21 protein-coding genes are annotated in these 19,072 nt (G+C 53.8%); 15 read left to right on the top strand and 6 right to left on the bottom strand.

Annotated features, from left to right (window positions below):
• Positions 1-2 precede the first annotated feature (2 nt).
• Positions 3-728, bottom strand: coding sequence for a siderophore-iron reductase FhuF (gene fhuF, locus FEM01_RS03210; protein ID WP_138217821.1), 726 nt, complete (start codon positions 726-728; stop codon positions 3-5).
• A 289-nt stretch (positions 729-1,017) separates the two neighbouring features.
• Here fhuF and FEM01_RS03205 point away from each other — a divergent pair, with 289 nt between their 5' ends.
• Together FEM01_RS03205 and FEM01_RS03200 are read left to right on the top strand one after the other, a co-directional pair.
• On the top strand, positions 1,018-1,233 hold the full coding sequence (locus FEM01_RS03205; RefSeq protein ID WP_138217820.1) for an MbtH family protein: 216 nt from the start codon (positions 1,018-1,020) through the stop codon (positions 1,231-1,233).
• A 132-nt stretch (positions 1,234-1,365) separates the two neighbouring features.
• Positions 1,366-2,784, top strand: coding sequence for a diaminobutyrate--2-oxoglutarate transaminase (locus FEM01_RS03200; protein ID WP_138217819.1), 1,419 nt, complete (start codon positions 1,366-1,368; stop codon positions 2,782-2,784).
• Between the two features lie 164 nt (positions 2,785-2,948).
• Here the strand turns inward: FEM01_RS03200 and FEM01_RS03195 are convergent, their stop codons facing one another.
• Positions 2,949-3,599 (bottom strand): class I SAM-dependent DNA methyltransferase, encoded by a 651-nt coding sequence (locus FEM01_RS03195; protein ID WP_240791705.1) that lies wholly within the window; start codon positions 3,597-3,599, stop codon positions 2,949-2,951.
• 139 nt (positions 3,600-3,738) lie between these two features.
• On the opposite strand from FEM01_RS03195, the gene FEM01_RS03190 reads away from it, so the two are divergent.
• Together FEM01_RS03190 and FEM01_RS03185 are read left to right on the top strand one after the other, a co-directional pair.
• Positions 3,739-3,969, top strand: coding sequence for a DASH complex subunit Dad3 (locus tag FEM01_RS03190; protein ID WP_138217818.1), 231 nt, complete (start codon positions 3,739-3,741; stop codon positions 3,967-3,969).
• 240 nt (positions 3,970-4,209) lie between these two features.
• Positions 4,210-5,043 (top strand): hypothetical protein, encoded by an 834-nt coding sequence (locus tag FEM01_RS03185; RefSeq protein WP_138217817.1) that lies wholly within the window; start codon positions 4,210-4,212, stop codon positions 5,041-5,043.
• A gap of 94 nt (positions 5,044-5,137) precedes the next feature.
• Here FEM01_RS03185 and FEM01_RS03180 read toward each other — a convergent pair whose 3' ends face one another.
• Complete coding sequence (locus FEM01_RS03180) at positions 5,138-5,491, bottom strand: helix-turn-helix domain-containing protein (protein ID WP_138217816.1); 354 nt, start codon at positions 5,489-5,491, stop codon at positions 5,138-5,140.
• 135 nt (positions 5,492-5,626) lie between these two features.
• Here FEM01_RS03180 and FEM01_RS03175 point away from each other — a divergent pair, with 135 nt between their 5' ends.
• The 9 genes from FEM01_RS03175 (at position 5,627) to FEM01_RS03130 (ending at position 14,480) form a co-directional block, all read left to right on the top strand.
• Positions 5,627-6,754: a phage/plasmid replication domain-containing protein gene (locus tag FEM01_RS03175; RefSeq protein WP_138217815.1), complete on the top strand. Its 1,128-nt coding sequence runs from the start codon at positions 5,627-5,629 to the stop codon at positions 6,752-6,754.
• A 332-nt stretch (positions 6,755-7,086) separates the two neighbouring features.
• Positions 7,087-7,368 (top strand): propanediol utilization protein, encoded by a 282-nt coding sequence (locus tag FEM01_RS03165; protein WP_138217813.1) that lies wholly within the window; start codon positions 7,087-7,089, stop codon positions 7,366-7,368.
• A gap of 283 nt (positions 7,369-7,651) precedes the next feature.
• Complete coding sequence (locus tag FEM01_RS03160) at positions 7,652-7,879, top strand: hypothetical protein (protein WP_240791704.1); 228 nt, start codon at positions 7,652-7,654, stop codon at positions 7,877-7,879.
• A 157-nt stretch (positions 7,880-8,036) separates the two neighbouring features.
• Positions 8,037-9,410: a hypothetical protein gene (locus tag FEM01_RS03155; protein WP_138217812.1), complete on the top strand. Its 1,374-nt coding sequence runs from the start codon at positions 8,037-8,039 to the stop codon at positions 9,408-9,410.
• A gap of 8 nt (positions 9,411-9,418) precedes the next feature.
• Positions 9,419-9,706 (top strand): DUF2523 family protein, encoded by a 288-nt coding sequence (locus tag FEM01_RS03150; RefSeq protein ID WP_138217811.1) that lies wholly within the window; start codon positions 9,419-9,421, stop codon positions 9,704-9,706.
• Positions 9,706-10,776 carry a zonular occludens toxin family protein gene (locus FEM01_RS03145; RefSeq protein ID WP_138217810.1) on the top strand — a complete coding sequence of 357 codons (1,071 nt, stop codon included), beginning with the start codon at positions 9,706-9,708 and terminating at the stop codon, positions 10,774-10,776. Before FEM01_RS03150 ends, FEM01_RS03145 begins: the two co-directional genes overlap by 1 nt.
• Entirely contained in the window at positions 10,773-11,993 is a 1,221-nt protein-coding gene (locus tag FEM01_RS03140; protein ID WP_138217809.1) for a type II secretion system protein GspD, read from the top strand. The genes FEM01_RS03145 and FEM01_RS03140 overlap by 4 nt, the downstream gene beginning before the upstream one ends.
• 315 nt (positions 11,994-12,308) lie before the next feature.
• On the top strand, positions 12,309-12,815 hold the full coding sequence (locus tag FEM01_RS03135) for a hypothetical protein (RefSeq protein ID WP_138217808.1): 507 nt from the start codon (positions 12,309-12,311) through the stop codon (positions 12,813-12,815).
• A 525-nt stretch (positions 12,816-13,340) separates the two neighbouring features.
• Positions 13,341-14,480, top strand: a complete 1,140-nt coding sequence (locus FEM01_RS03130) for a hypothetical protein (protein WP_138217807.1) — start codon at positions 13,341-13,343, stop codon at positions 14,478-14,480.
• A gap of 54 nt (positions 14,481-14,534) precedes the next feature.
• On the opposite strand, the gene FEM01_RS03125 is transcribed toward FEM01_RS03130, so the two are convergent.
• The 3 genes from FEM01_RS03125 to FEM01_RS03115 form a co-directional block, all read right to left on the bottom strand.
• Complete coding sequence (locus tag FEM01_RS03125) at positions 14,535-14,924, bottom strand: histone-like nucleoid-structuring protein, MvaT/MvaU family (RefSeq protein WP_138217806.1); 390 nt, start codon at positions 14,922-14,924, stop codon at positions 14,535-14,537.
• A 100-nt stretch (positions 14,925-15,024) separates the two neighbouring features.
• Positions 15,025-15,285 carry a hypothetical protein gene (locus tag FEM01_RS03120; protein ID WP_138217805.1) on the bottom strand — a complete coding sequence of 87 codons (261 nt, stop codon included), beginning with the start codon at positions 15,283-15,285 and terminating at the stop codon, positions 15,025-15,027.
• A 1,048-nt stretch (positions 15,286-16,333) separates the two neighbouring features.
• Complete coding sequence (locus FEM01_RS03115; RefSeq protein WP_171030898.1) at positions 16,334-17,410, bottom strand: hypothetical protein; 1,077 nt, start codon at positions 17,408-17,410, stop codon at positions 16,334-16,336.
• A 280-nt stretch (positions 17,411-17,690) separates the two neighbouring features.
• Here FEM01_RS03115 and FEM01_RS03105 point away from each other — a divergent pair, with 280 nt between their 5' ends.
• Positions 17,691-17,936, top strand: coding sequence for a hypothetical protein (locus FEM01_RS03105; RefSeq protein ID WP_019099813.1), 246 nt, complete (start codon positions 17,691-17,693; stop codon positions 17,934-17,936).
• 467 nt (positions 17,937-18,403) lie between these two features.
• Positions 18,404-19,012 (top strand): DUF262 domain-containing protein, encoded by a 609-nt coding sequence (locus tag FEM01_RS03100; RefSeq protein WP_138217803.1) that lies wholly within the window; start codon positions 18,404-18,406, stop codon positions 19,010-19,012.
• Positions 19,013-19,072: the final 60 nt, after the last annotated feature.

Below are 19,072 nucleotides of genomic sequence, written 5' to 3'. Positions count from 1 at the left end.
GCTTATTCGGGTGTTTTGTCGCGGTCGAGTGGGCAACTGCTGCAATAGTCGACGCCCGGCAGGCGGTAGCGAATGCAGCAGATACGGCGTAACCGCTGCGGGGGGTTAGCGCCGTCGTCCTTGTAGTACACCGGTGCGAACAGCGGATTGCGCCGACCATCAGGGCGCAGGCGGCTTTCCATCACCGCCCTGGCCGGGGCGGTGCAATCGAACGTTGCCAGGGGATGCCGTTGGGCTTGTGCAGTGGCGAATTCGAAGAGGTTGCCGGCGTTGCTCCAGAACAGTCTTGGCGAGGCGTTCGAGACGCCAGCCATGACCTCGATCACCGGTTTCAGATGCTGCTCGATCAAGGCCTCGAAACGTGCGAAGGGGGGGCAGGGTGGCAGAGCGTTGCCTTCATGGGGCAGGTGCAGGCCCAGCGGCTTTCCCGCCTCCGAAAGGGCGACGCGGACATCGTCCAAGGCCAGAGGTAGCTCGCGCTGGAGCAGCAAGCTGGCCGCCACGGCAGGGGCTATGAAGCAGAAGTACCATTTCGACCAGATAGAGGTCAGCGCGATGAAGTCGTCGGTGCCATGTCGGGCTGCCAGGTCGCGGATGAACATGGCGAAATAGTCCGGCAGGAACAGTTGCGAGCCTGCGAGTGCGGGCGGTTGCTCGCTTGCCAGTTGCAGGTTTTGCGCATAGTCCGCCAGTGGGCCGCTGAACAGCGGGGCGAGGCTGGCGATCATCCTCGCGGCCTAGTTTCACCGTCAGACGGCATTGCGCAATGCGTGATAAGGGGGGATGTGGGTCTTGGCATACGGAGGCGTTTGCTGGTGAGACTCGTTATCACTGGAGTGATCAGTATAAACAACTCCGGGGCAGGCAGGCGATCCCGTCTATGGCACCAGAGCGTGCTAGCGGTCACGCCAATGTTTAATGATAATTGTTATTAACTATATTATCCTACGCTCGTTCACCTGCAAAGCTCGGGCTACCTGACGAGCGCTCGCATCTTCAGTGGAAAAGGAGTGAAACATGAGTCTTGACAGTCCTGAAACGCGTTTCTTGGTTGTGGTCAACGATGAGGAGCAGTACTCCCTGTGGCCCGACTACAAGGAAATACCGCAAGGCTGGCGCGCGGCCGGCAAGCAGGGCAGCAAGGAAGAGTGCCTGACCTATATCGAATCGGTGTGGACCGACATGCGGCCGTTGAGCCTGCGTCAAGCCATGCAGGCCCAGAATCACGGCTGATGCCTCGCGCATCCAGCGCCTGTTTTTGCCTCTTGCCGGACGCCAGCCACCTAACCGCGCGGCCGCTGCACGGCGCTCGCGCCGGCAGTTTTGTCAGCTATGCGCCACCTGCGCGACACAAGGATGCACTCGATGAATGCAGTCACCCCAATCGCTAACACCACGCTCGAACTCCAGTACCGGCACACCGGGCTCAGCCAGCGCTACTGCCTGGACAGCACGCCGGCATTGCAACGGCAAATGCAGCGCGAGTCGAATGCGCGCAGCTACCCGCGACGCATACCGCTGGAGCTCAAGGGCGCGCAGGGGGTGTATGTGGAGGATTCGCGGGGGCAGGTCTACATCGACTGCCTGGCCGGCGCGGGGACTCTGGCACTGGGGCATAATCACCCGATTATCGTGGAGGCCATCCAGAAGACCTTGGCCTCGGGGCTACCGCTGCATTCGCTCGATCTGAGTACGCCGATCAAGGATGCCTTCGTGGAGACGGTCTTCGATCTGCTGCCTGGTGACTTCGCCAGGAATGCGCGGATCCAGTTCTGTGGCCCGACCGGTGCGGATGCAGTGGAGGCGGCGCTCAAACTGTCGCGCACGGCAACCGGGCGGCAGAGCATCCTGGCGTTTCATGGGGCTTATCACGGTATGACCCTTGGCACGTTGTCTGTAAGCGGCAATCTGGGGCCGAAGAATGCCTTGGGCGGGCTGCTGGCAGGGGTGCAGTTCCTGCCGTATCCACATGAATATCGTTGCCCGTTCGGCTTGGGTGGCGAGCAGTCGATCGACGCCAGCCTGCATTACATCCGCCACCTGCTCGCCGACCCGGAAAGCGGCGTGACCCAGCCAGCAGCCATGATCCTGGAAACGGTGCAGGGCGAGGGCGGGGTGATTCCCGCTCCTGATCGCTGGTTGCAAGGGCTGCGGGCAATCACGCGTGAGCACGGTATTCCCCTGGTTCTTGACGAAATCCAATGCGGTATCGGGCGCACCGGCGATCTATTCGCGTTCGAGCGCAGCGCTATCAGCCCTGATGTGGTGACACTGTCGAAGGCCATCGGCGGCGGTCTGCCACTGTCGGTAGTGGTCTACCGGGGCGAGCTGGATCAATGGCAACCAGGGGCTCATGCTGGCACTTTCCGCGGCAATCAGCTGGCCATGGCCGCTGGCGACGCTACCTTGCGTTTCATTCAGCGCGAAGGTATTTGCAGCCATGTGCGCAACGTTGGAGCACGCTTGCAGGCGCTGCTGCACGCACTGCGGGACGAGTTCGACTGGATCGGCGACGTGCGCGGCCGGGGCCTGATGCTGGGCATGGAGATCATCGATCCTGCCAACCAGGATGCCATGGGCCAGCCCGCTGCCGATGGCGAGCGGGCGCGCCAGCTACAGCGAGCTTGTCTGGAGCGTGGCCTGATCGTAGAACTGGGCGGGCGGCACGGCGCAATCGTTCGCTTCCTGCCGCCGCTGATCATCAGCGAGGCACAGATCGATCTGGTTGGGCAGATTCTCTATCAGGCAGCGCAGAGTATTCGGGGTGCATCCGTCGCGAATTGATTGGGGGAGGGTGCATATAATCTCCGGTCTGCGGCGGTTGGACAGAACGGCGCTCAGGTTCCATTAGCAAAATACTATGTTGTTTCTGATGGATGACTGATGGACGCTATATATAACTCAACTAAATGAATATTTAGCATAGTTATAATTAGAGTGCATATAAATCAGGGTAGGCGACGCCCAAGCCAAACCGTCTGCCCACCGCATTCTGGATCCTCCACGATGTGCTCCAGCAATTCGAAGCCGTGGTCGGTCAGCTGCATAGCGTACTCCTGTGGATCGAGGCTCGCATGGTACAGCGTTTCACCCTCGAACACGCCCAGTGCTTCGCCATGGGAAGGCCCACTGGTGAACATTAGCAACGCGCCGGGTGCGGCATGGTGCTGGAATATGCGGAACATCTGGCGTTGATCGTCAGGCTTGAGATGGAAAAAGCTGTTCCAGGCCAGAATGGCTTCGAATTGGCGATCGAGCACAAGGTCGCGCATGTCTGCGTGAATCCATGCCTGCGTTGGAAATTGCGTGCTGCACAGTGCGAGCATCTGCGCAGACGAATCCACACCGACAACAGACGCGCCACCATCGATCAGATAACGCGCCACGGGCTGTCCAGAACCGCAGCCGAGATCCAGGACGGTTGCAGCCGCCGGTAGCAACGAACGGAAGCGCTCGATCCATTTGCGGTCGACGAAATGGTTGATGCGCAGATCGTTCCAAGTGGTGGCGTGGCGATCATAGAGACTGATGATCTGATCCGCGGATGGATGGTGAGACATGGATGGGGGCATGGTCGGCTTTGAAGGTTGAAAGTCCATGAGGGTTACCAGGATTGAAATGTACCCTGGGTGTGGATCGTATGGGAAATACGGATCTGCGCATAATGACAGGGCCTTATGTTGAGCGGCGTCCGGATAATGCCACCGGCTCCGGACGTCGCTTAATATAGGGTCCATTATGCGCATCCAACTCTCGCTCTCTGATCGCGCCGTGCGCGATGCCAAGGCCTACATGGCCAACCCTGACCCTGAGCATGCCATCGAGTCGCTGATTGATTCGTACGGCGTCCTGGTGGCTGACATTCGCAAGCTGCGTTCCAGGGTTCGTCAGCTCGATGACGAATCCGCCGAGCTGGATGGCCTGGTTGAAAAGCTGAGATCTGTCGCCGCGCTGATCCAGGATCTCTAATAACACTTGAGGGGCCGACCTCGACATTTGAGGGGCATTTTTGACAGTTTAGGGGCCGAAGCTGAGTGCCTGGTTGGGATCAGTCGCTCCGCGACCGTCCCAGCCGGGGGCTCAGATTCGGCTGACAAGCGCAGCGCGTCAGTTTTCCCGCCTTTTCAGCTGCTATCCTCTGGCGTCAAACTGCTTTTGCTCTTGGTTTCCTATCTTCGAAATTCATGACACTTGAGGGGCTGTCTCAAAATGAGTAACGGCGATCAGACTGAACGATTGAAAGAGCTTTCTGAAATGTTCGCCCCATATGCGAAGCAGTTCTTCAACGCCCTACTGCCTGTCGCGACCGTCGCTTCAAATGCCATCTCCAAGACATTGGAAGCTCTTTCTCGGTTACCAGAAGACTGGCCAGACAGACTTAACCAGGTCATGACTCTCTCCACCCGTTCTAAGGCAGCCATGCAGCTGGCTTTGGACAGGGGCTGGTTTTTTGGTTGGCACGTTTCAATTAGGGAGGTTCTCACACTCGTTAAGGCCATCGAGCAGCTCGGGCCAGAAGAGCTTGATGCCTATATGGCGGACTATTTTCGTGAAAACCTCAACGTCTTTGCCTGTGAGCTGATCGAAAAATATCCTGATCGAGCGCAGCCTATCTCAGCAGCCGTCCGGGCTCACCAAGAATGGGGGGAGGAGGGATATCTGCTTTCTGTGCCTGTTTTCATTGCACAGGCTGATGGCATTTGTGCTCAGTGTTTTGGGGTAGAACAGCCGCTGGCTAAACCTAACAGGGGGACAAGTAATCACGTTCGCGCTGCAGTACGCGCGCAGCAGGCCATTCAAGGCGATTCTCGTTCGGCCGATCTCTTACACCCGCTTTTCGAGCTTCACAATTCTGATTTTCTCAAGAACAGTAAGCAGCGTACGCCAGGTGTTTTCGATGCGCTCAACCGGCACCAGGTCATGCACGGGGAGACTTCTGACTACGGTTCCGAAATCAACAGCTTCAAGGCTTTTTCTTTCCTGGTGTTTGTCGGGCTTCACCTTCCACCAGTGCTTGAGAGAACCGCTTCGCCAACGCCGTGACCCCGAGATCAGGTGATTTTTTGCCTGGGACCGAGCGAAGCGAGGTGGGGGTGCTGTTACACCCCCACTTTACCGAAGACATCTTCGGTTTCGACTACTTCAACGCTTCCTGCTCGAAACCAAACAGCACACCTTTCAGGGCTATACGTGCCTGATTTCTGTACTCCGGTGGGAGCTGGTCGAATCGCTTTAAGATGGGCTTCAGATCCTCGGATACCGTCATCTCTTCTTCACCTAACAGCAGCTCGTCGGTCGTGACACCCAAGACCTTTGCCAGCTCCACGACCTTTTCAGCTGAAGGCATTTGCGATCCAGCCTCATAGGACGTGTAGCTTGACTTCGCGATACCCGCAGGACCCCAGACTTGAGGCTGTGTGAGGCCTCGAGCTTTCCTGAATTTCTTCAGGTTCTCACTGAAAACCATGGTCCGCTCGCTCTGGCTCTTCATAGTGCCTAGATCGTAAATACTGTTCAAATGTACAGTTCCGTTATACCGGTATTGAAATGCTTGCTTTTAGGCATTCGCAATGGTTAGCATACCGGCATTCGCTTACCGGTATTCCGGTATTGACAAGGAATTGTGATGTTTATCGATTGGCTGACCATCTCTCAGGAGCACACGCATGACCTTCCAGTCGTCTGCGATGTGTTCACCCTGACCGTCGACGCCAACACAAATGAGGTTTTGAGCACCAAGCAGCCGCGGTTTGTTCACCGTGAAAGCTACTCAACCTCCGTCACCATTCATGTATCTGGGCGCAACGTTCGAGTTGACGGTAACCCGAGCCGGGTAGGGCGCCTGGATAACCTTTTTGGTTTCTGCACTCTCGATCAGTGTGTTTCGGTCTACAACGGTCTGCTTGCTCAATACGGTTTGCCGCCGTTTAGCCGTTGCTCTCGCGTCATGGTTCGTGATGGTGCTTCTGGTGGTAAGTCTAGTGATCTGGTTGCTGATGGTGCGGTGATTCATCGCGTTGACCTGACGACCAACATTGCCTTCGGTGAGGGTAACGTCCTCGCGTACTTACGTGGCGTCTCGTCCCAGCGCATCGGCCATAGCATTGGCTATTTGTATCCCAATGGCCGGACTGTTGCCTGGACCCCGAAGGGGAATGGCAAAGGCGGTCGGCTCCAATATCGAAAAGCCTATGACAAGGCTTTTGAAATGGATCAGAACCTTTTACCGAAAATTAAGCGCGAGTTTGGTGACAGCTCTGAAGAGTTTAAATACGTGGCGAAAGTTCGCGACTACTGCGCCTCAAATGGCGTAGTTCGTATGGAACAAGAATTAAAAGCAGAATATTTGAAGCGCGAAGGGCTGGCCTACTGGGGCCTATTCAACGAAGCCCGCTTTATTGAAATACATGATGAATTTCTTGCCATTGACGAACGAATGAAGGTGACGGCCATGGATATGATGACCATTGCTGACAAGCTCCTTGAGGAGCATGTCGTCTCTAGCCGACAAGCGGCTAACGCCACTGCTGCTCAGGCCATGATCTGGATGCATGGCAGTGCTCATGGTCTTTCAAAGCGAGCTTTTGAAACCCATGCCGCTCGACTGAACAAAATCGGTATCAACATTCGTAATGCTTGTGATACTTCACGTTTCGCTCCTGTGTTTGTACGTCAGTGCCGAGAAGTTACTAAGTCATCGTTGCCCATGCCAGCGTGGTATCGCCGTGCTAATCACCTACAGGTGGCAGCGTGAGGACGGTTAGTTTTCAAGGTGCTCAGCTTTCTGATGGTCAAAGGCGTGTTCTCGAACAGCAACGCCAGATTCGCTCTGCAATTAATCCTGTCTTGGCTGCGCAAGTGGCTGCAACCATTGCTGTTCTTGACGCTCGGAAAGAGCAGGGCGCTAAACCCGAAAAACAGTGGTACCTAGTCAGTCAGGAGTATGGCACTCCTTGCATTGCAGATTGGCTTGGATACTGAAGATTATCAATTTAGGTGAACTCCTAAAATTCCTGTGCCCAGTTGGGCATATTGCAAGCCTGGCACCGCTCCTGGCTTTCCAACATTGAGAGAGGGCAACAAACCATGTCTAACACCATCCTTGTTGAAGTGACTGGCAATCATCGCAGTGGCACCGCAGCAAAAAGCGGAAAACCTTACTGCATGTTTGAGGCCTATGTGCATCTGCCGAATGTTCCTTATCCACAGAAAGCTTCGTTTTATGCAGAGATGCCTAATCAGGTCCCATCAGTTGGGACTTACGAATGTGACATTATTGCCGATGTTCGTGATGGACGTTTGAGCTTTGATGTGGATCCGCGTCAGGGTCGCCGGGTTAACTCGGCTCCAGCGGCAAAAGTTAGTTAATTGTGGCGATTTGCACAGCTGTAGATGTAAACGGCTTTGTGATTGCCAGCCAAGAAATACCATGCACTAACTTTATATTGTTAACACCCTCTGAGTTTTCCGCTGTTCAAGCTGCAGCTGTACCGTTTGACTATGTCCAGGCATTAGCATTCTGGTCATTTGCTTTTGGTACTACTCTGCTTTTTTGGTTGACTGCTCGTGGTGTTGGCACGATCTTGAACCTCATACGTCGTCGTTGAGGGAAGCCGTACCGGCCGGATGCCGGGTTTTCGTAAGGATAACTATGATGAAAGGTAAAAAAACTCTCTCCGTCGCTGCTGTAACTGCTGCTGTTGTCGGTGTTACTGCTGCCCAGACGGCATCGGCAGCAATTGACCTGAGTGAAATCACCGGCGCTTTCACTGCCGCTGATGTGGTTGCGGGGATCTTGGCAATTGGTGCTGTATTGGCCACCATCTATGCCACTTCGAAAGCGGCCAGTATGGTGCTTGGCATGATCCGCGGTCGTTAATAACGGTTGCGTTAAGGGCGTTGCCTCGGCGCGCCCTTTTTTTTCGTCTACAGGAAGCTGAAATTGTGACAACAAATGATGCCTGGTACTTGCTCATGTTCGTTTTTGGCTTGCTATGTGCTTGGGCGACAATAACCGGTTATGCGGATAACGATTTATGAAAAAGCTCATGTTACTTTTCTTTGCAAAAAAACTTATTTTCTTTACGTTTGTGTTTATGCCGTTCTTTGCGTCTGCTGCAGCGTATGCTCCTGTCAAAGTAAGTAATGCAGTTGGTGGCGTAATTGAGCAAAAAATGGTTAATCGAGGTTTCGCCGCTAACGATCCTCGTTACGCTGCCACGATTCAAACTTCGGGGACGGTGATATCCGCTGCTGCCGGCGCCGGCGCTGCCACTATTGTTGTTGGTGCGATTACTGCACCAGCTTGGGTTACCGCAGCGGTTTTTGCAGGTGTATCTGTTGCTGTTGCTTACGCTGTTAGCCTTGCAATTGACGGTGTAACTGAATGGATTTTTGGGCCTGACTCCTCGACGGTAAACGTTGTTGCTGCGGAAGGTTCTAATGCTCTGCCAGGAGCCTTGGTAGCCGGCGGCCCGTATTGGGAAACAGCTTATGCCTATGCGAGTTCTCCAGAAGGTGCAATTAACGGCAGTTGGGCTGATGGCGTAAGTGTTTCAAAAATTCAGTGCACTATTCCGGCCTCATTGGTAGAGGCTTCTCAGGCTCAATGTACTTCGACTGGTTCGGCAGCGTGGCTTGGGCCTGATTTCACAGTAGATATGAATGTTACTTACCACACTTCAGGCAGCCCTCAAGGCTCTGAAACTGGCGTCTATAAGAAAGGCGTTGGAATTTATCCAGCTCCGGATATCGGCGGTGACACTGGTGCCGGCGGCAAGACAGGGAATATGAGCATGCAAGCTGCTATCGACCAGTTGAGCGATAGCGAAAAGGCAAAGGATCTTAATCCGGCGCTGGTTGCTGGAATTGCCAACTTGGCATGGGAGAAAGCCGCTCAGGCGCCTGACTATCAGGGCCTTCCTTATTCCTACAGCGATCCGATTACTGTCGCTGATGCTGCAGCTTGGCAAAAATCTAACCCAGGCTCCTGGCCCTCGGTCGGTGATTTCGTGACGCCGTTTCCGAATGGATCAACTGGCACGAGTCCATCGAATCCGCCGTTCACGCTGCCCAAACCGGGAGAAGCGGTGAACCCGGTTAACCCTGGTACCGGCTCGCAGGTCAATTTGGGTTCTGATCCGGGGATCGGTGCCCCGACCCTTGAGCCGACTCCGACTGGTGCGCAGATTCTTGCGCCGATCACTGGGCTAATGCCTGACCTCAAAAACTTTCAGGTTCCGTCGCACCAGGGCGAGTGTCCGAAGCCGGAATTCGACATTGCCGTTTTGCATACCCACGTTCGCATGGATGCTCACTGCACCCTGTTCGAAGGTGTGCGCGGCCCGCTCTACAACGGCAGTTTGGTCGCTTGGCTGATTGCTGCCTTGTTCATTGTCCTTTCGGCGTGAGGTGATTTATGTTCGGAATTTTGCTTTCGGCTGGTAACGCGCTGCTCGGTTGGTTGGTTCGTGGCGTTCTGGTTAAGTTTGTGGTGATGGTCGCGCTGTATTGGATCGTTGCTGAGCTGGTTGGTGTCATGGCCTCGTGGCTACCAACTGGTGCTGGTCTGACTTCGGCGTTTGGCGGGATCGGCGCGGCGACCTGGTACTTCCTCGACCTGTTCGCGTTTTCTAACGGCGTGCCTTTGCTGGTTGCGGCATTGGTTACGCGCTTTCTGATCCGTCGAATTCCGGTAATCGGCTAATGCCTATCAACGCCTATACCGGGCTGATGGGCTCGGGCAAAAGCTTCGAATGCGTCGTCTCCGTTATCGTTCCTGCGGTCGCTAAAGGTCGCCGGGTTGTAACCAACGTCGACGGCATCGACTCCGATGCCATCCGTGCCTACATCCGCGAGAAGCAGGGTATCGCCCTGGAGAAACTCGGCGAGGTGGTGCACTGCACGAATGACGATGTGTTCAAGCCTGAATTTCTCCCGCACGGCACGGCGGTCGATACCTTCGTGCAACCGGGGGATTTGGTTTGCATCGACGAGGCTTGGCGGTTCTGGGGGACTGATAAGAAGATCTGTACGGAACACAAGATTTTCTTCCGCGAGCATCGTCATTACGCGCACCCGGTATCCGGCGTTACCTGTGACCTGGTGCTGATGGTTCAGGACATTGGCGACCTGAATCGCATCTTGAAAACGGTGGTCGAGCTGTCGTTCCGCACGACCAAAATCAAGTCGCTGGGCCTGCACAAAATTTACCGGGTCGAGATGTGGGAAGGCTGGAAACAGACGGCTAAAACTCGCGCCGATGTGATGAACAAGAAGTACGACCCGGAAATTTTCCCGCTGTATTCGTCGTATGCAGGCGGCAGCGGCAATGAAGTTCAGGTCGATGATCGACAGAACATTCTGAAAAACCCGAAGGTGTGGTTTTTCTTGTTCATGATCGTTTTCGGTGGTTCGACTGCGATTTGGGGGGTGTTGCACTTCTTCAATCGCGGTTCTGCACCTGTTCCGGTCGCTCAGCAGCCCGTTAACTCTGTTCCCGCGGGTCAACTGCCACACGGATCACCTTCCGTTGTTCCTGCGGCGTCTCAGGCGTTCTCCAGTAATTGGCGCATTGCCGGTCAGATCGTCGTGGACGGTGAACGGCAAGTTGTCCTGGTCAACGGTGATGGGGTGGTTCGTTACGAGCACCCTAGCAACTTCCGCAACACGGGCCGAGTGATGACTGGCGACCTCGACGGCCACCGCGTTAGTACTTTCAGCGGTTCCAAGCCTCCGGCTACTCCTTCCGTCCCTCTCCCAGGTAAAACACCATGATTCGGTTCTTGTTGCTGTGCCTCATGTCATTTTCTGTGGTAGCTGCTGAAAAACCGGCGCCGTATCAGTTCGATCTGAGCGGGGTTCCGATTGGTCAGGTGGCCCAAATTTTCTACGCTGATGCGTTTAAGAAGCCGTTCATTCTCGCGCCCGAAGTGCTCGAGGATCAGCGGCCTGTTTCGTTGCGTGTGGTTGGCAGTGCCGCCCAGGTGCGCGCCGATTTCGTCCGGCTGCTCGATGCTTTCGGCTATTCGGTGGTTCAGCGAAACGGGGTTGAAACGGTGCTGCCGAAACAAGAGCCGCTTCCCGCACCTGGTGAATATTTCCTCTACCGACCGCTTTACCGCGACGTGTCGTATCTGGCCGAAACGCTGTCGCCGTTGTTCCAGGGCAAGTTCAGCGTTGATCGCGGGGTTTCTGTTCCAGGACAAACGCCAATGAGCGGTGCTGCTCCGCGCGGATCGGCGGCCAGTCTGCTCAGTCGTGACGCTGACCAGCTGGTTTTCGTGGGCAGCAAGGCCGAGATTGCCAATTTGCGTTCGCTGCTGCCGCAGGTCGATATTGAGTTGGGCGAAGTGATGTTGCGCAGTGCCGTTTATGAGGTTCAAACCGGCGATCGTGACGGCTCAGCTTTTTCATTGGCAGCATCTATGCTCAAGGGCAAGGTCTCCATCAAACTGGCCGGCGACCCGCTAGAAAACTCTGTGAGTTTCAGTACAGGCGACTTCAATACTGTGCTTTCGGCATTATCTTCAGATTCCCGGTTCAAAGTAGTCAGTCAGCCGAGCTTGCGTGTACGCTCAGGAAAAGAGGCGACCATTAATGTCGGAGCCGAGGTACCAGTGTTAGGTGCGTTGTCTTATCCGCAAGGTGCCGGCCAAGCCGTGCAGTCAGTTGAGTATCGTAGCTCTGGTGTGATTTTCACGATCACACCTCAGGTCCGCGCGGCAGTCGTTGATTTGACTGTCGATCAGCAGCTTTCCAATTTTGTTCAGACGACTACAGGGGTCAACAATAGTCCTACGCTGACCAAGCGTCAGCTAACTACCAATGTGCAGATGCGAAATTCTGAGGTGGTCATGTTGGGTGGACTGACCGAGGAAAAGACGTCAGATACCCAAACAGGGTTATCGTTTTTACCCTCGATTTTTCGTTCAAAGGTTACCGAATCGAGCAGATCTGAGATCCTTCTGGTCATTCAGATGGTCCGTATTTAAGCCCTTCGCCATTTTTCTTCTACTTGAGGTCGTGAAGGGTAGGGCAGCTTGCTGCGCTGCCATTCATGACCCGACAAGCGCAGCGCGTCAGCTACTTTTTCAAGGCAGTCGATTGTCCGTGTGATAATCAGGGCTGAGCCGGGGAGGGCACGCCCGCAGTGCGTTAGCACGAGGACGTACCATCACTGGGTCAGCCGACGTTCAATCACTCCGTTTTAGCCGCTAAATCGGGCATTCCACATATAACTAAACTAAATGAATATTTAGTATAGTTATTCTATAGGGCTATATAATAAGGGTAGGGTACCAAATACGATGGATTACGAACCACTGCCCAGTACTTGGGTTATCGAGGAAGCTCGGGCGTTTCTGCGAGCAGCGCAAATCCTTGAGGTTGCAGCGCAAAGTGACCGTGACCCGCGTCTTTACTGGCCCTCCATTATGAATTCGGCGCTGGCTTGTGAGCTTTTTCTCAAGTCGCTCCTGGTTGAGGCTGACCCTCGTTACCCCAGATCTGAAGATGATCCTGATGGGCATTTGCGACTGCGCTCGAAGCCACCTGGTAATGGGCACGGCCTGTTTGATCTGTACGACGCGATTCCTGCAGAGCTGGCCAGCCAACTTCGTGTCATTTCGCAGAGCCTGGCACCTGGCTTCGAGTTGGAAAAATGGATAAGTACTGCCTCAAATCTGTTCGTCGGCACACGGTATCCGTACGAAGCCGGTTCAGTTCAAGGCGTAGACCTGGACGTGTTGAAGCTCGCGCCGCATCTGGACCAGGTGCTGGACCGGATGACGCAAAGTCGGCTTATAGGCCAGTAACGATCGCAATTTCGCGCCCGCGAAAATCGCACTGCGATCTGGCTGCAGAAATTTCACCGTGAAATTTTCGCCGTGAAAGCCGGCGTGCCAAGCAGTGTGCAGCGACCGGTTTCAGACCTGGTATGTGTTGCTACTAGCAACACCTGGTGCCGGCCGAGCAGGCCGATTTTTTCGCGCCCGCGAAAATCGCAGTGCGATCTGGCTTCCAATCTGGCCAACCCACGCCCCGGCAGCTCCATACAAAGGTGCGCATAATGTATATTATGTTAAATCAAGTATTATGGGCGGCGACCTCCTGAGTCGATGCAACCTTTCACTATTCGCCGACCTCACCGTTCACGAATCACCGACCGTCATCGAATCAATCGGTTAGCGCCAGGATCTGCAAGGAGTCTTAGCAAGGCGTTCAGCAATGACCGACCTGCTGCGGACGGCATCAGCAGATTTGACGACTCTTAAAATCTGGCTAACGTTACAACGTCAATGTGTTTCTCCGCTTCTTGATTTTATCTAACGGTGGCGGCTATGGAACACCCATTCATCCTGTTTCCCATTTTTCCTCCCTACAAGCATTGGTTCCCTAAAAGCGCACAGGCCTTTCCTGCAAACCGAAATGTGAATGCTCACATGGAAGCCATCGATCCGCGTGCGCAACCGTTTATGAGCGCCTGGTACTGCAATGAATACCTTACCTGGCGTGGATTTGTTCATATGGACGAACAAGTTTACTCGGTTATGACACGATCGCTGGAAACGATGCTGCTCTGGAGCTTCTCTCAAAAGATTTCACTGTTGGACTGGGATGAAAGCCATGTGGACTCATACGCGATGTTTTGCGCACAACCGCCCGAGTCCTGGACGAGCTCCGCGCCACATCAAAAGTATGCTGAGCTACCCCATACTCCATTTTACGATTGGCAAATCAATCAAGAGTGGCGCCCATTCAAACGTTCAGTGTGTGATACCGGAGACGTTGGAGAAATCGTAGCCACGTCTCATAATCGCAGAATCAACTGCGCAAGGGAGTTCTTCGGTTTTTATCATTCAATGACAATGAGTGCTCGACCGAATCCCGTCAGTAGAAGAATGCATGCGCCTCCAAAACTGCCTAAAAATCATGGGCTACCGACTTTCACAGACCATCAAATGGACTGGTTATTCAAATTTGCACTTGAGGATGGCCTACAGTCCGATAAGGCTCTGGAGATTGGGGTGCTGATGAGCTTCGCTCGGTGGACTGATTTCCCGCCTGCTACTGTCATCGGTACATACCAAAATTCCAGCTCTCTTGCCCAGTTCACTCGAAGCAATAATGGCCAATGGCTATTTTCGCCAGACGCAGCGTTGGGCCCTGGCGATTCATTTTGCATGCCTATGGCGTTCACTCCAATATTCGATGGGTACTTGAGGTCGATCGGGGTCGATCCTATTTCTGAACTTCCTACGACACCGCTGTTTCCAAAGGCCGAAGGTGGTGATGGATACCAGGCGGATACCATCTTGCGCCATCTCTACCGTTTTCGACGGGCTGCATCAAGTGCAGCGCGAGAGTGTTGCGATGTAGAGATTCAAAAAATTGCTGCGCAAATTGGTGATCTTAGCTACCGCATGATGCGTCGGTCGGGGCTGCAGCCTCCATGTAGGCTTCGGTATAGAGATATCTGAAGATTGGCATTGGCATCTCCCCTACCCTAGTCGTTCATTCACTCTGTCGGAAACTCAGATACGCCAGGTCTCTACCTCGGCGACACCGTAGATGCTCTGCCAGGTTTTCAGGGTTTTGTGTTTTGCACTAGCCGTCTCCAAAATTTCACCGGTATAAGGGCTCTGATAGCGTTTTGGTTGAAACTTACGACTGGTGCGCGCAACGTAAACTGGAACGTCTGCTTTCGCATTCGCGCTCGTGGCTGTCTCAGTCGCGAACTCGTCAGCGTCAAGAAGCATGACAATCTCTTTCACGGTGTAATCATAGGTAGCCGCAAGGGTGTCTAGCTTACGCAGGAAGTTGATGGATCGAACGACCTCGTCATCCTGGATGAGTCGTGTCACCGCCTCACATTCCATGTCAATTCTTTGGTTGGCTTTGAATATCTCAGACAATTTGGTCATCGCTCAATCCTACATTTTACCCATGCTAAACTTGAAACTATTTAGGTCAATTACTCGGAATTTAGCCTAATCCCCACGTTAGGGTATCTGGATATTTCGTTTATTCGGACTTCACCAATAAGCTGCTTAGATGTTTGATTTTCTTCATCGTTAAGTCCGCCGAGACGGGGACATCACCAATTGATCCACGGGCGTGAAGCATCTCAATCACCTCTTTTGGCTCGTACCCAAATTCTTCCATAAGGGAGGTCAGCTCCTCGTAGAACCTGAGTTCACGCTCATATTCGGGCATAGCTTTCAGCTGTGCGATCTCGTTGACGACTTGAGCAAGACGCCGCTCTGCCTTCTTAATTTCGACCATGATATGGCATCTAGTCATGGTAATCACCCTGTTAAGCGGCCAACACTCGTCTTGGATTGTAGCGCAAAGCTCAGTTCGCGAGAGTCTTCGTTGGTCACCCATGTCTCCTGGGGTGGGTGCCGGGAAGGTAAGTCTAGAGCGTCTTGTCGAAGAAAATCCGTCATTTAGGTGCAGATGCTAATGTGGATTGTTATCGACTTACCTATGAGACTTTCCTATTGGCGAATGAGGGCTCTGAGCCGGTAGACCAGCATAGCTGCATAGCGTTATAGATCATTGGAAGAAACTCATCTTACAAGCTTGGTGATAGCTAGGGTATCTTGAAAGGAATTCACGCCACAAGTTTGGTGGCGATGCGTGTATGTATTGCAAACTCAGCCGGTGGGCCGACAGGCAGTCATTCTTTCTGTCAATTATAGTGTAAATATTGACCGAGCTCTAAGCCCAAGGCTGAAGCATTTAAAAGGTGTCAATACAGGCGGAACCTACAAATGAGCAGTTAGGGGGTCATGAAGAATTTTTCGGAAGCTTTCTGGTCGTCAATTTTCGAGAACGTCGCTTCTAAACCCGGCGATATAATACAAGCCGGTAGTCGTTTTTCTGTCTTCAGCGCCAAACTGCTGGTGATTCTGAGCAGTGTCAATTCTTGCCAAACGATATTCACGCAACAGGCAAGATGGGAGCGTTTTTTTGAGTGCCCCGCTCAGGGACGGCTGTCTTCAACAAAGCCACCATGTAATCTGATGGCTCGGCCCTTGTGCTTCCATCCCCACGCCACCCGGCCGCGGGCCTGCGCGCTCCGCTTGCCATCGAGTATCTGAGCGTTAGGACTAGGTGTCCAACGCTCATGATTGCATCTCGGATGGTCAGCCGCGGATTTTATGGCGATCGCTTCGGCCAGGTAGAAAGCCAGCTCATAGGCGACCGCTGAGCCGAATTCAAGGCGATGAGAATCAAACTCGAGCCTGATACCGCCCTCGCCTACGGCCTCGGCGAGGAGCGTTAATGCCCTCCCTTTTCATTCCGCTTCATGCCCATGCACACACTTTTACTCTGGTTTCGCTTGGGCATTGCCAATATTGTGACCGGCATGATGGTTACTCGTCAGCCGCCTGACGGTCTCGCAGTTCTTTTGGAAGCGCTCTGTGAAAGCTGCGAAAGTCATCACGTCCGGTGTTGACTTCCTGCTATACCCTACCTGCCTCATATCCACCCCTAATGTCGTGATCTTCTGAAGGATACGCCCAGCCGATCCCCCTGCCATGGAGCGGTTGCGGCAGGTGACATCGATCCCTGCAATACGACTCTCGTCGGTGCCCACATGTAGAGTCGAGCGAAGGACATCGGCAAAAGCGTTGACCTCCAGAAGGCCTAGATCGTCGGCCAACGAAATAGCGCTTCCGAGGACAGCTCCAGAGGGAGTGTGGATGACGACAGCTACCCAAGGGCGAACAGCTGAACCGTCATCCCTTTGAACTAACCGATCAACTCGCGTGACTTCAAGAACCGCGGTGATGTCCTCGACTGGTTTCACACCCCTCAAGACCAATCCAGAGCGGCCCGCTTTCGCATGAGTCAGCAGCACGTTAATTTCCTGAAACTCAGCATCAGGTGCAATGCTCTGCAATGAGACTTCGGCATGCACCTGCCATGAACGACGCGCTTCCCAGATTGGCTCATGAAACGAAAAGCGCTGGTCAGGGCTCAGCTTGTACCTCGAGCTCCAATCTGGCCCTAGGTGCACACCCTTTTGCGGGTTGTTTGTCAAAGCTGCGATTACTGCGTTCATTCCATGGCGCTCAAGGTAAGCGTCCACGCTTGGGAGAACCTGAGCTGGCAGGCATTCCTCCAACGCCGCTATGCACTTGAGTACCACCTCGCCTGGGAGCTCGAACAGCTCAGCAGCACGGCATTCGCCAAGCTCCTGGTTGAGAACGATGAACTCTGCATCGGACAGATGATGCTCAAGCTCTTGATCATGCTCTTCGTGTTTGAGTGCCCTGTAGGTGTGGTAGCCAAGGAGCGCAGCAAGGACTTCCTGAAGTTTCGCGTGTGACACCTCAATGCCGGCAACGTGGAGTTCCGCTTTAGCATGTCGGGCAGCTTCGATGAGAATGTTGGCCATCTCATGATCCTCAATCGCTGTCTTTGCTGCTGGTCGCTTTATCTGTCGCAAGACAGCTGAGTCACAAGATGCAGGAAGGAAGTGATGGGTGAAGAACCTCTTTGAGTCGACCAGAGCTGAGGTGAGGCAACCTTGATTAAGCGTAGTACACAGGTTGGTCTAAGTACACAGTCGCCGACGGGCGGAAGGAGGTTTAGCAGTTTACTCAACAGTTGGCTTCAGGCTTTTTCATAATCTAAGATCAGCCACCGCTCAACTCAGCCACGAGGCAACCTGCGTTATGAATTTCATGTTTCGTATCTGGGACTTCCTCTTTCCGGATCATAGGCCAGAAGGCGAGATAAGGTGTGAGTGCGAGTTCATCGATGCACTCAATCAGCTCAAAACCTTGAAGGCCACTGACCGCGGCGGGATGTCGATTGATCCCGAGGAAATCCGTGAACAGGTTTTGCGCAGCCGTGAAGCTGCGAAAGATTTGGTGGATCCGGCTCACCGAAAACCCTCTAAAACGGGGCCTGAGGGCTGATTTAGCTCTGTCCTGCCCTTCATTTCTAAGCACATTTTCTAGCGTGCCCCTGCGGGGACAGCTGTTGTGAACCAAGCCGCCGCTGCGCAGCTGTCTTGGCCCTACGGGCTGCCATCCTCACGCCTTCGGCCAGAGGCCTGCGCGCTCCGCTTTCGAGTGCTGCAAATACCAACCTATCACTGAATTCACTTTGATATATGGCTAGTAATCACTGGGGGGCGAAAAAATAAATTTGGATCTTATGGCCGCATTCTGAATGTTCTTTATACGGTACGTGAAGGGTGTTCGCGTACCGTATAAAGAACGTTTTTAATCAGTACGCCTATTTTGGGCTGATTCAGGCTTGTCATATTCGAGTTTTTCTCAGCTGGAACCATGCTATCTTACTTGGCCTTAATGAAAGCGCGTTGGTGTCTAGAGGCACCCCACACGCGTTCCTAAATTAATTTAAGGTTTTTCAAGATCAAATGTCTTCTCATTGCGTAGCATTCCAGATTTTCAGTAGCGCCGACGATTCCAACTGCATACGTATGCCGCAAAAGCAGCTCGAAACCACGCTCTACATGCACCAGGTGAACACGCTTGCTTCCAACCTTGAGAAATTCACTGCTGACCCTGGCAAAGCACGCGCTCAATACCCATGGGCCACACGATTCGCTATGGGCCATCCCCTCGCCTCCTGGCAGCGGCCGGCTGTATGGACGGACGAGCAGAGGGTCAGGTTCATTACGTCGATTTGGATGGGGGCAGACCTTGGGTCGTACCTGGTCAATGACTGGTATGCGTATGCCGATCGTACTGGAGCGTTTGCGATAAATAGTGAGGTTCTGCTTGACGGCCAGCAGCGTCTGATAGCCCTGGAGGGCTACCTACTTGGCGAGTTTGGAGTCCCAGATGAGTCGGGCCAGGTGAGGTATTGGTCGGAGCTCGGAAATGACGAGCGCCGGCGTTTTCTGAACATGCCTTTCGCTCAGTCTCGGGTGCACTCGAGCGATGAAGTTGCACTGCGACAGGCCTACGATCTCAGAGCGTTTGGCGGTACGCCACATACTGAGGATCAGCGGGCTTCAAGGTAGCCCGTGTATGAAGGGTGGCGCCGATATGGGCGTCACCCTTTCCATTTTTATTTTGAAGTA

The organism is Pseudomonas mosselii, assembly GCF_005796105.1.
GTDB classification, from domain to species: Bacteria; Pseudomonadota; Gammaproteobacteria; order Pseudomonadales; family Pseudomonadaceae; genus Aquipseudomonas; species Aquipseudomonas mosselii_C.
The sequence above is the reverse complement of the archived record's forward strand: the minus strand, read 5'-3'. Positions and strand labels throughout refer to the sequence as shown.

What these genes read in the sequence shown, in the direction of transcription:
- FEM01_RS03100 (WP_138217803.1), top strand. Translation starts at nt 18,404, where the DNA reads ATGTCTTCTCATTGCGTAGCATTCCAGATTTTCAGTAGCGCCGACGAT.
- FEM01_RS03125 (WP_138217806.1), bottom strand. Translation starts at nt 14,924, where the DNA reads ATGACCAAATTGTCTGAGATATTCAAAGCCAACCAAAGAATTGACATG.
- FEM01_RS03165 (WP_138217813.1), top strand. Translation starts at nt 7,087, where the DNA reads ATGTCTAACACCATCCTTGTTGAAGTGACTGGCAATCATCGCAGTGGC.
- FEM01_RS03175 (WP_138217815.1), top strand. Translation starts at nt 5,627, where the DNA reads ATGTTTATCGATTGGCTGACCATCTCTCAGGAGCACACGCATGACCTT.
- FEM01_RS03130 (WP_138217807.1), top strand. Translation starts at nt 13,341, where the DNA reads ATGGAACACCCATTCATCCTGTTTCCCATTTTTCCTCCCTACAAGCAT.
- FEM01_RS03190 (WP_138217818.1), top strand. Translation starts at nt 3,739, where the DNA reads ATGCGCATCCAACTCTCGCTCTCTGATCGCGCCGTGCGCGATGCCAAG.
- fhuF (WP_138217821.1), bottom strand. Translation starts at nt 728, where the DNA reads ATGATCGCCAGCCTCGCCCCGCTGTTCAGCGGCCCACTGGCGGACTAT.
- FEM01_RS03115 (WP_171030898.1), bottom strand. Translation starts at nt 17,410, where the DNA reads ATGGCCAACATTCTCATCGAAGCTGCCCGACATGCTAAAGCGGAACTC.
- FEM01_RS03195 (WP_240791705.1), bottom strand. Translation starts at nt 3,599, where the DNA reads ATGGACTTTCAACCTTCAAAGCCGACCATGCCCCCATCCATGTCTCAC.
- FEM01_RS03120 (WP_138217805.1), bottom strand. Translation starts at nt 15,285, where the DNA reads ATGGTCGAAATTAAGAAGGCAGAGCGGCGTCTTGCTCAAGTCGTCAAC.
- FEM01_RS03155 (WP_138217812.1), top strand. Translation starts at nt 8,037, where the DNA reads ATGAAAAAGCTCATGTTACTTTTCTTTGCAAAAAAACTTATTTTCTTT.
- FEM01_RS03105 (WP_019099813.1), top strand. Translation starts at nt 17,691, where the DNA reads ATGAATTTCATGTTTCGTATCTGGGACTTCCTCTTTCCGGATCATAGG.
- FEM01_RS03200 (WP_138217819.1), top strand. Translation starts at nt 1,366, where the DNA reads ATGAATGCAGTCACCCCAATCGCTAACACCACGCTCGAACTCCAGTAC.
- FEM01_RS03180 (WP_138217816.1), bottom strand. Translation starts at nt 5,491, where the DNA reads ATGAAGAGCCAGAGCGAGCGGACCATGGTTTTCAGTGAGAACCTGAAG.
- FEM01_RS03150 (WP_138217811.1), top strand. Translation starts at nt 9,419, where the DNA reads ATGTTCGGAATTTTGCTTTCGGCTGGTAACGCGCTGCTCGGTTGGTTG.
- FEM01_RS03140 (WP_138217809.1), top strand. Translation starts at nt 10,773, where the DNA reads ATGATTCGGTTCTTGTTGCTGTGCCTCATGTCATTTTCTGTGGTAGCT.
- FEM01_RS03185 (WP_138217817.1), top strand. Translation starts at nt 4,210, where the DNA reads ATGAGTAACGGCGATCAGACTGAACGATTGAAAGAGCTTTCTGAAATG.
- FEM01_RS03160 (WP_240791704.1), top strand. Translation starts at nt 7,652, where the DNA reads ATGATGAAAGGTAAAAAAACTCTCTCCGTCGCTGCTGTAACTGCTGCT.
- FEM01_RS03135 (WP_138217808.1), top strand. Translation starts at nt 12,309, where the DNA reads ATGGATTACGAACCACTGCCCAGTACTTGGGTTATCGAGGAAGCTCGG.
- FEM01_RS03205 (WP_138217820.1), top strand. Translation starts at nt 1,018, where the DNA reads ATGAGTCTTGACAGTCCTGAAACGCGTTTCTTGGTTGTGGTCAACGAT.
- FEM01_RS03145 (WP_138217810.1), top strand. Translation starts at nt 9,706, where the DNA reads ATGCCTATCAACGCCTATACCGGGCTGATGGGCTCGGGCAAAAGCTTC.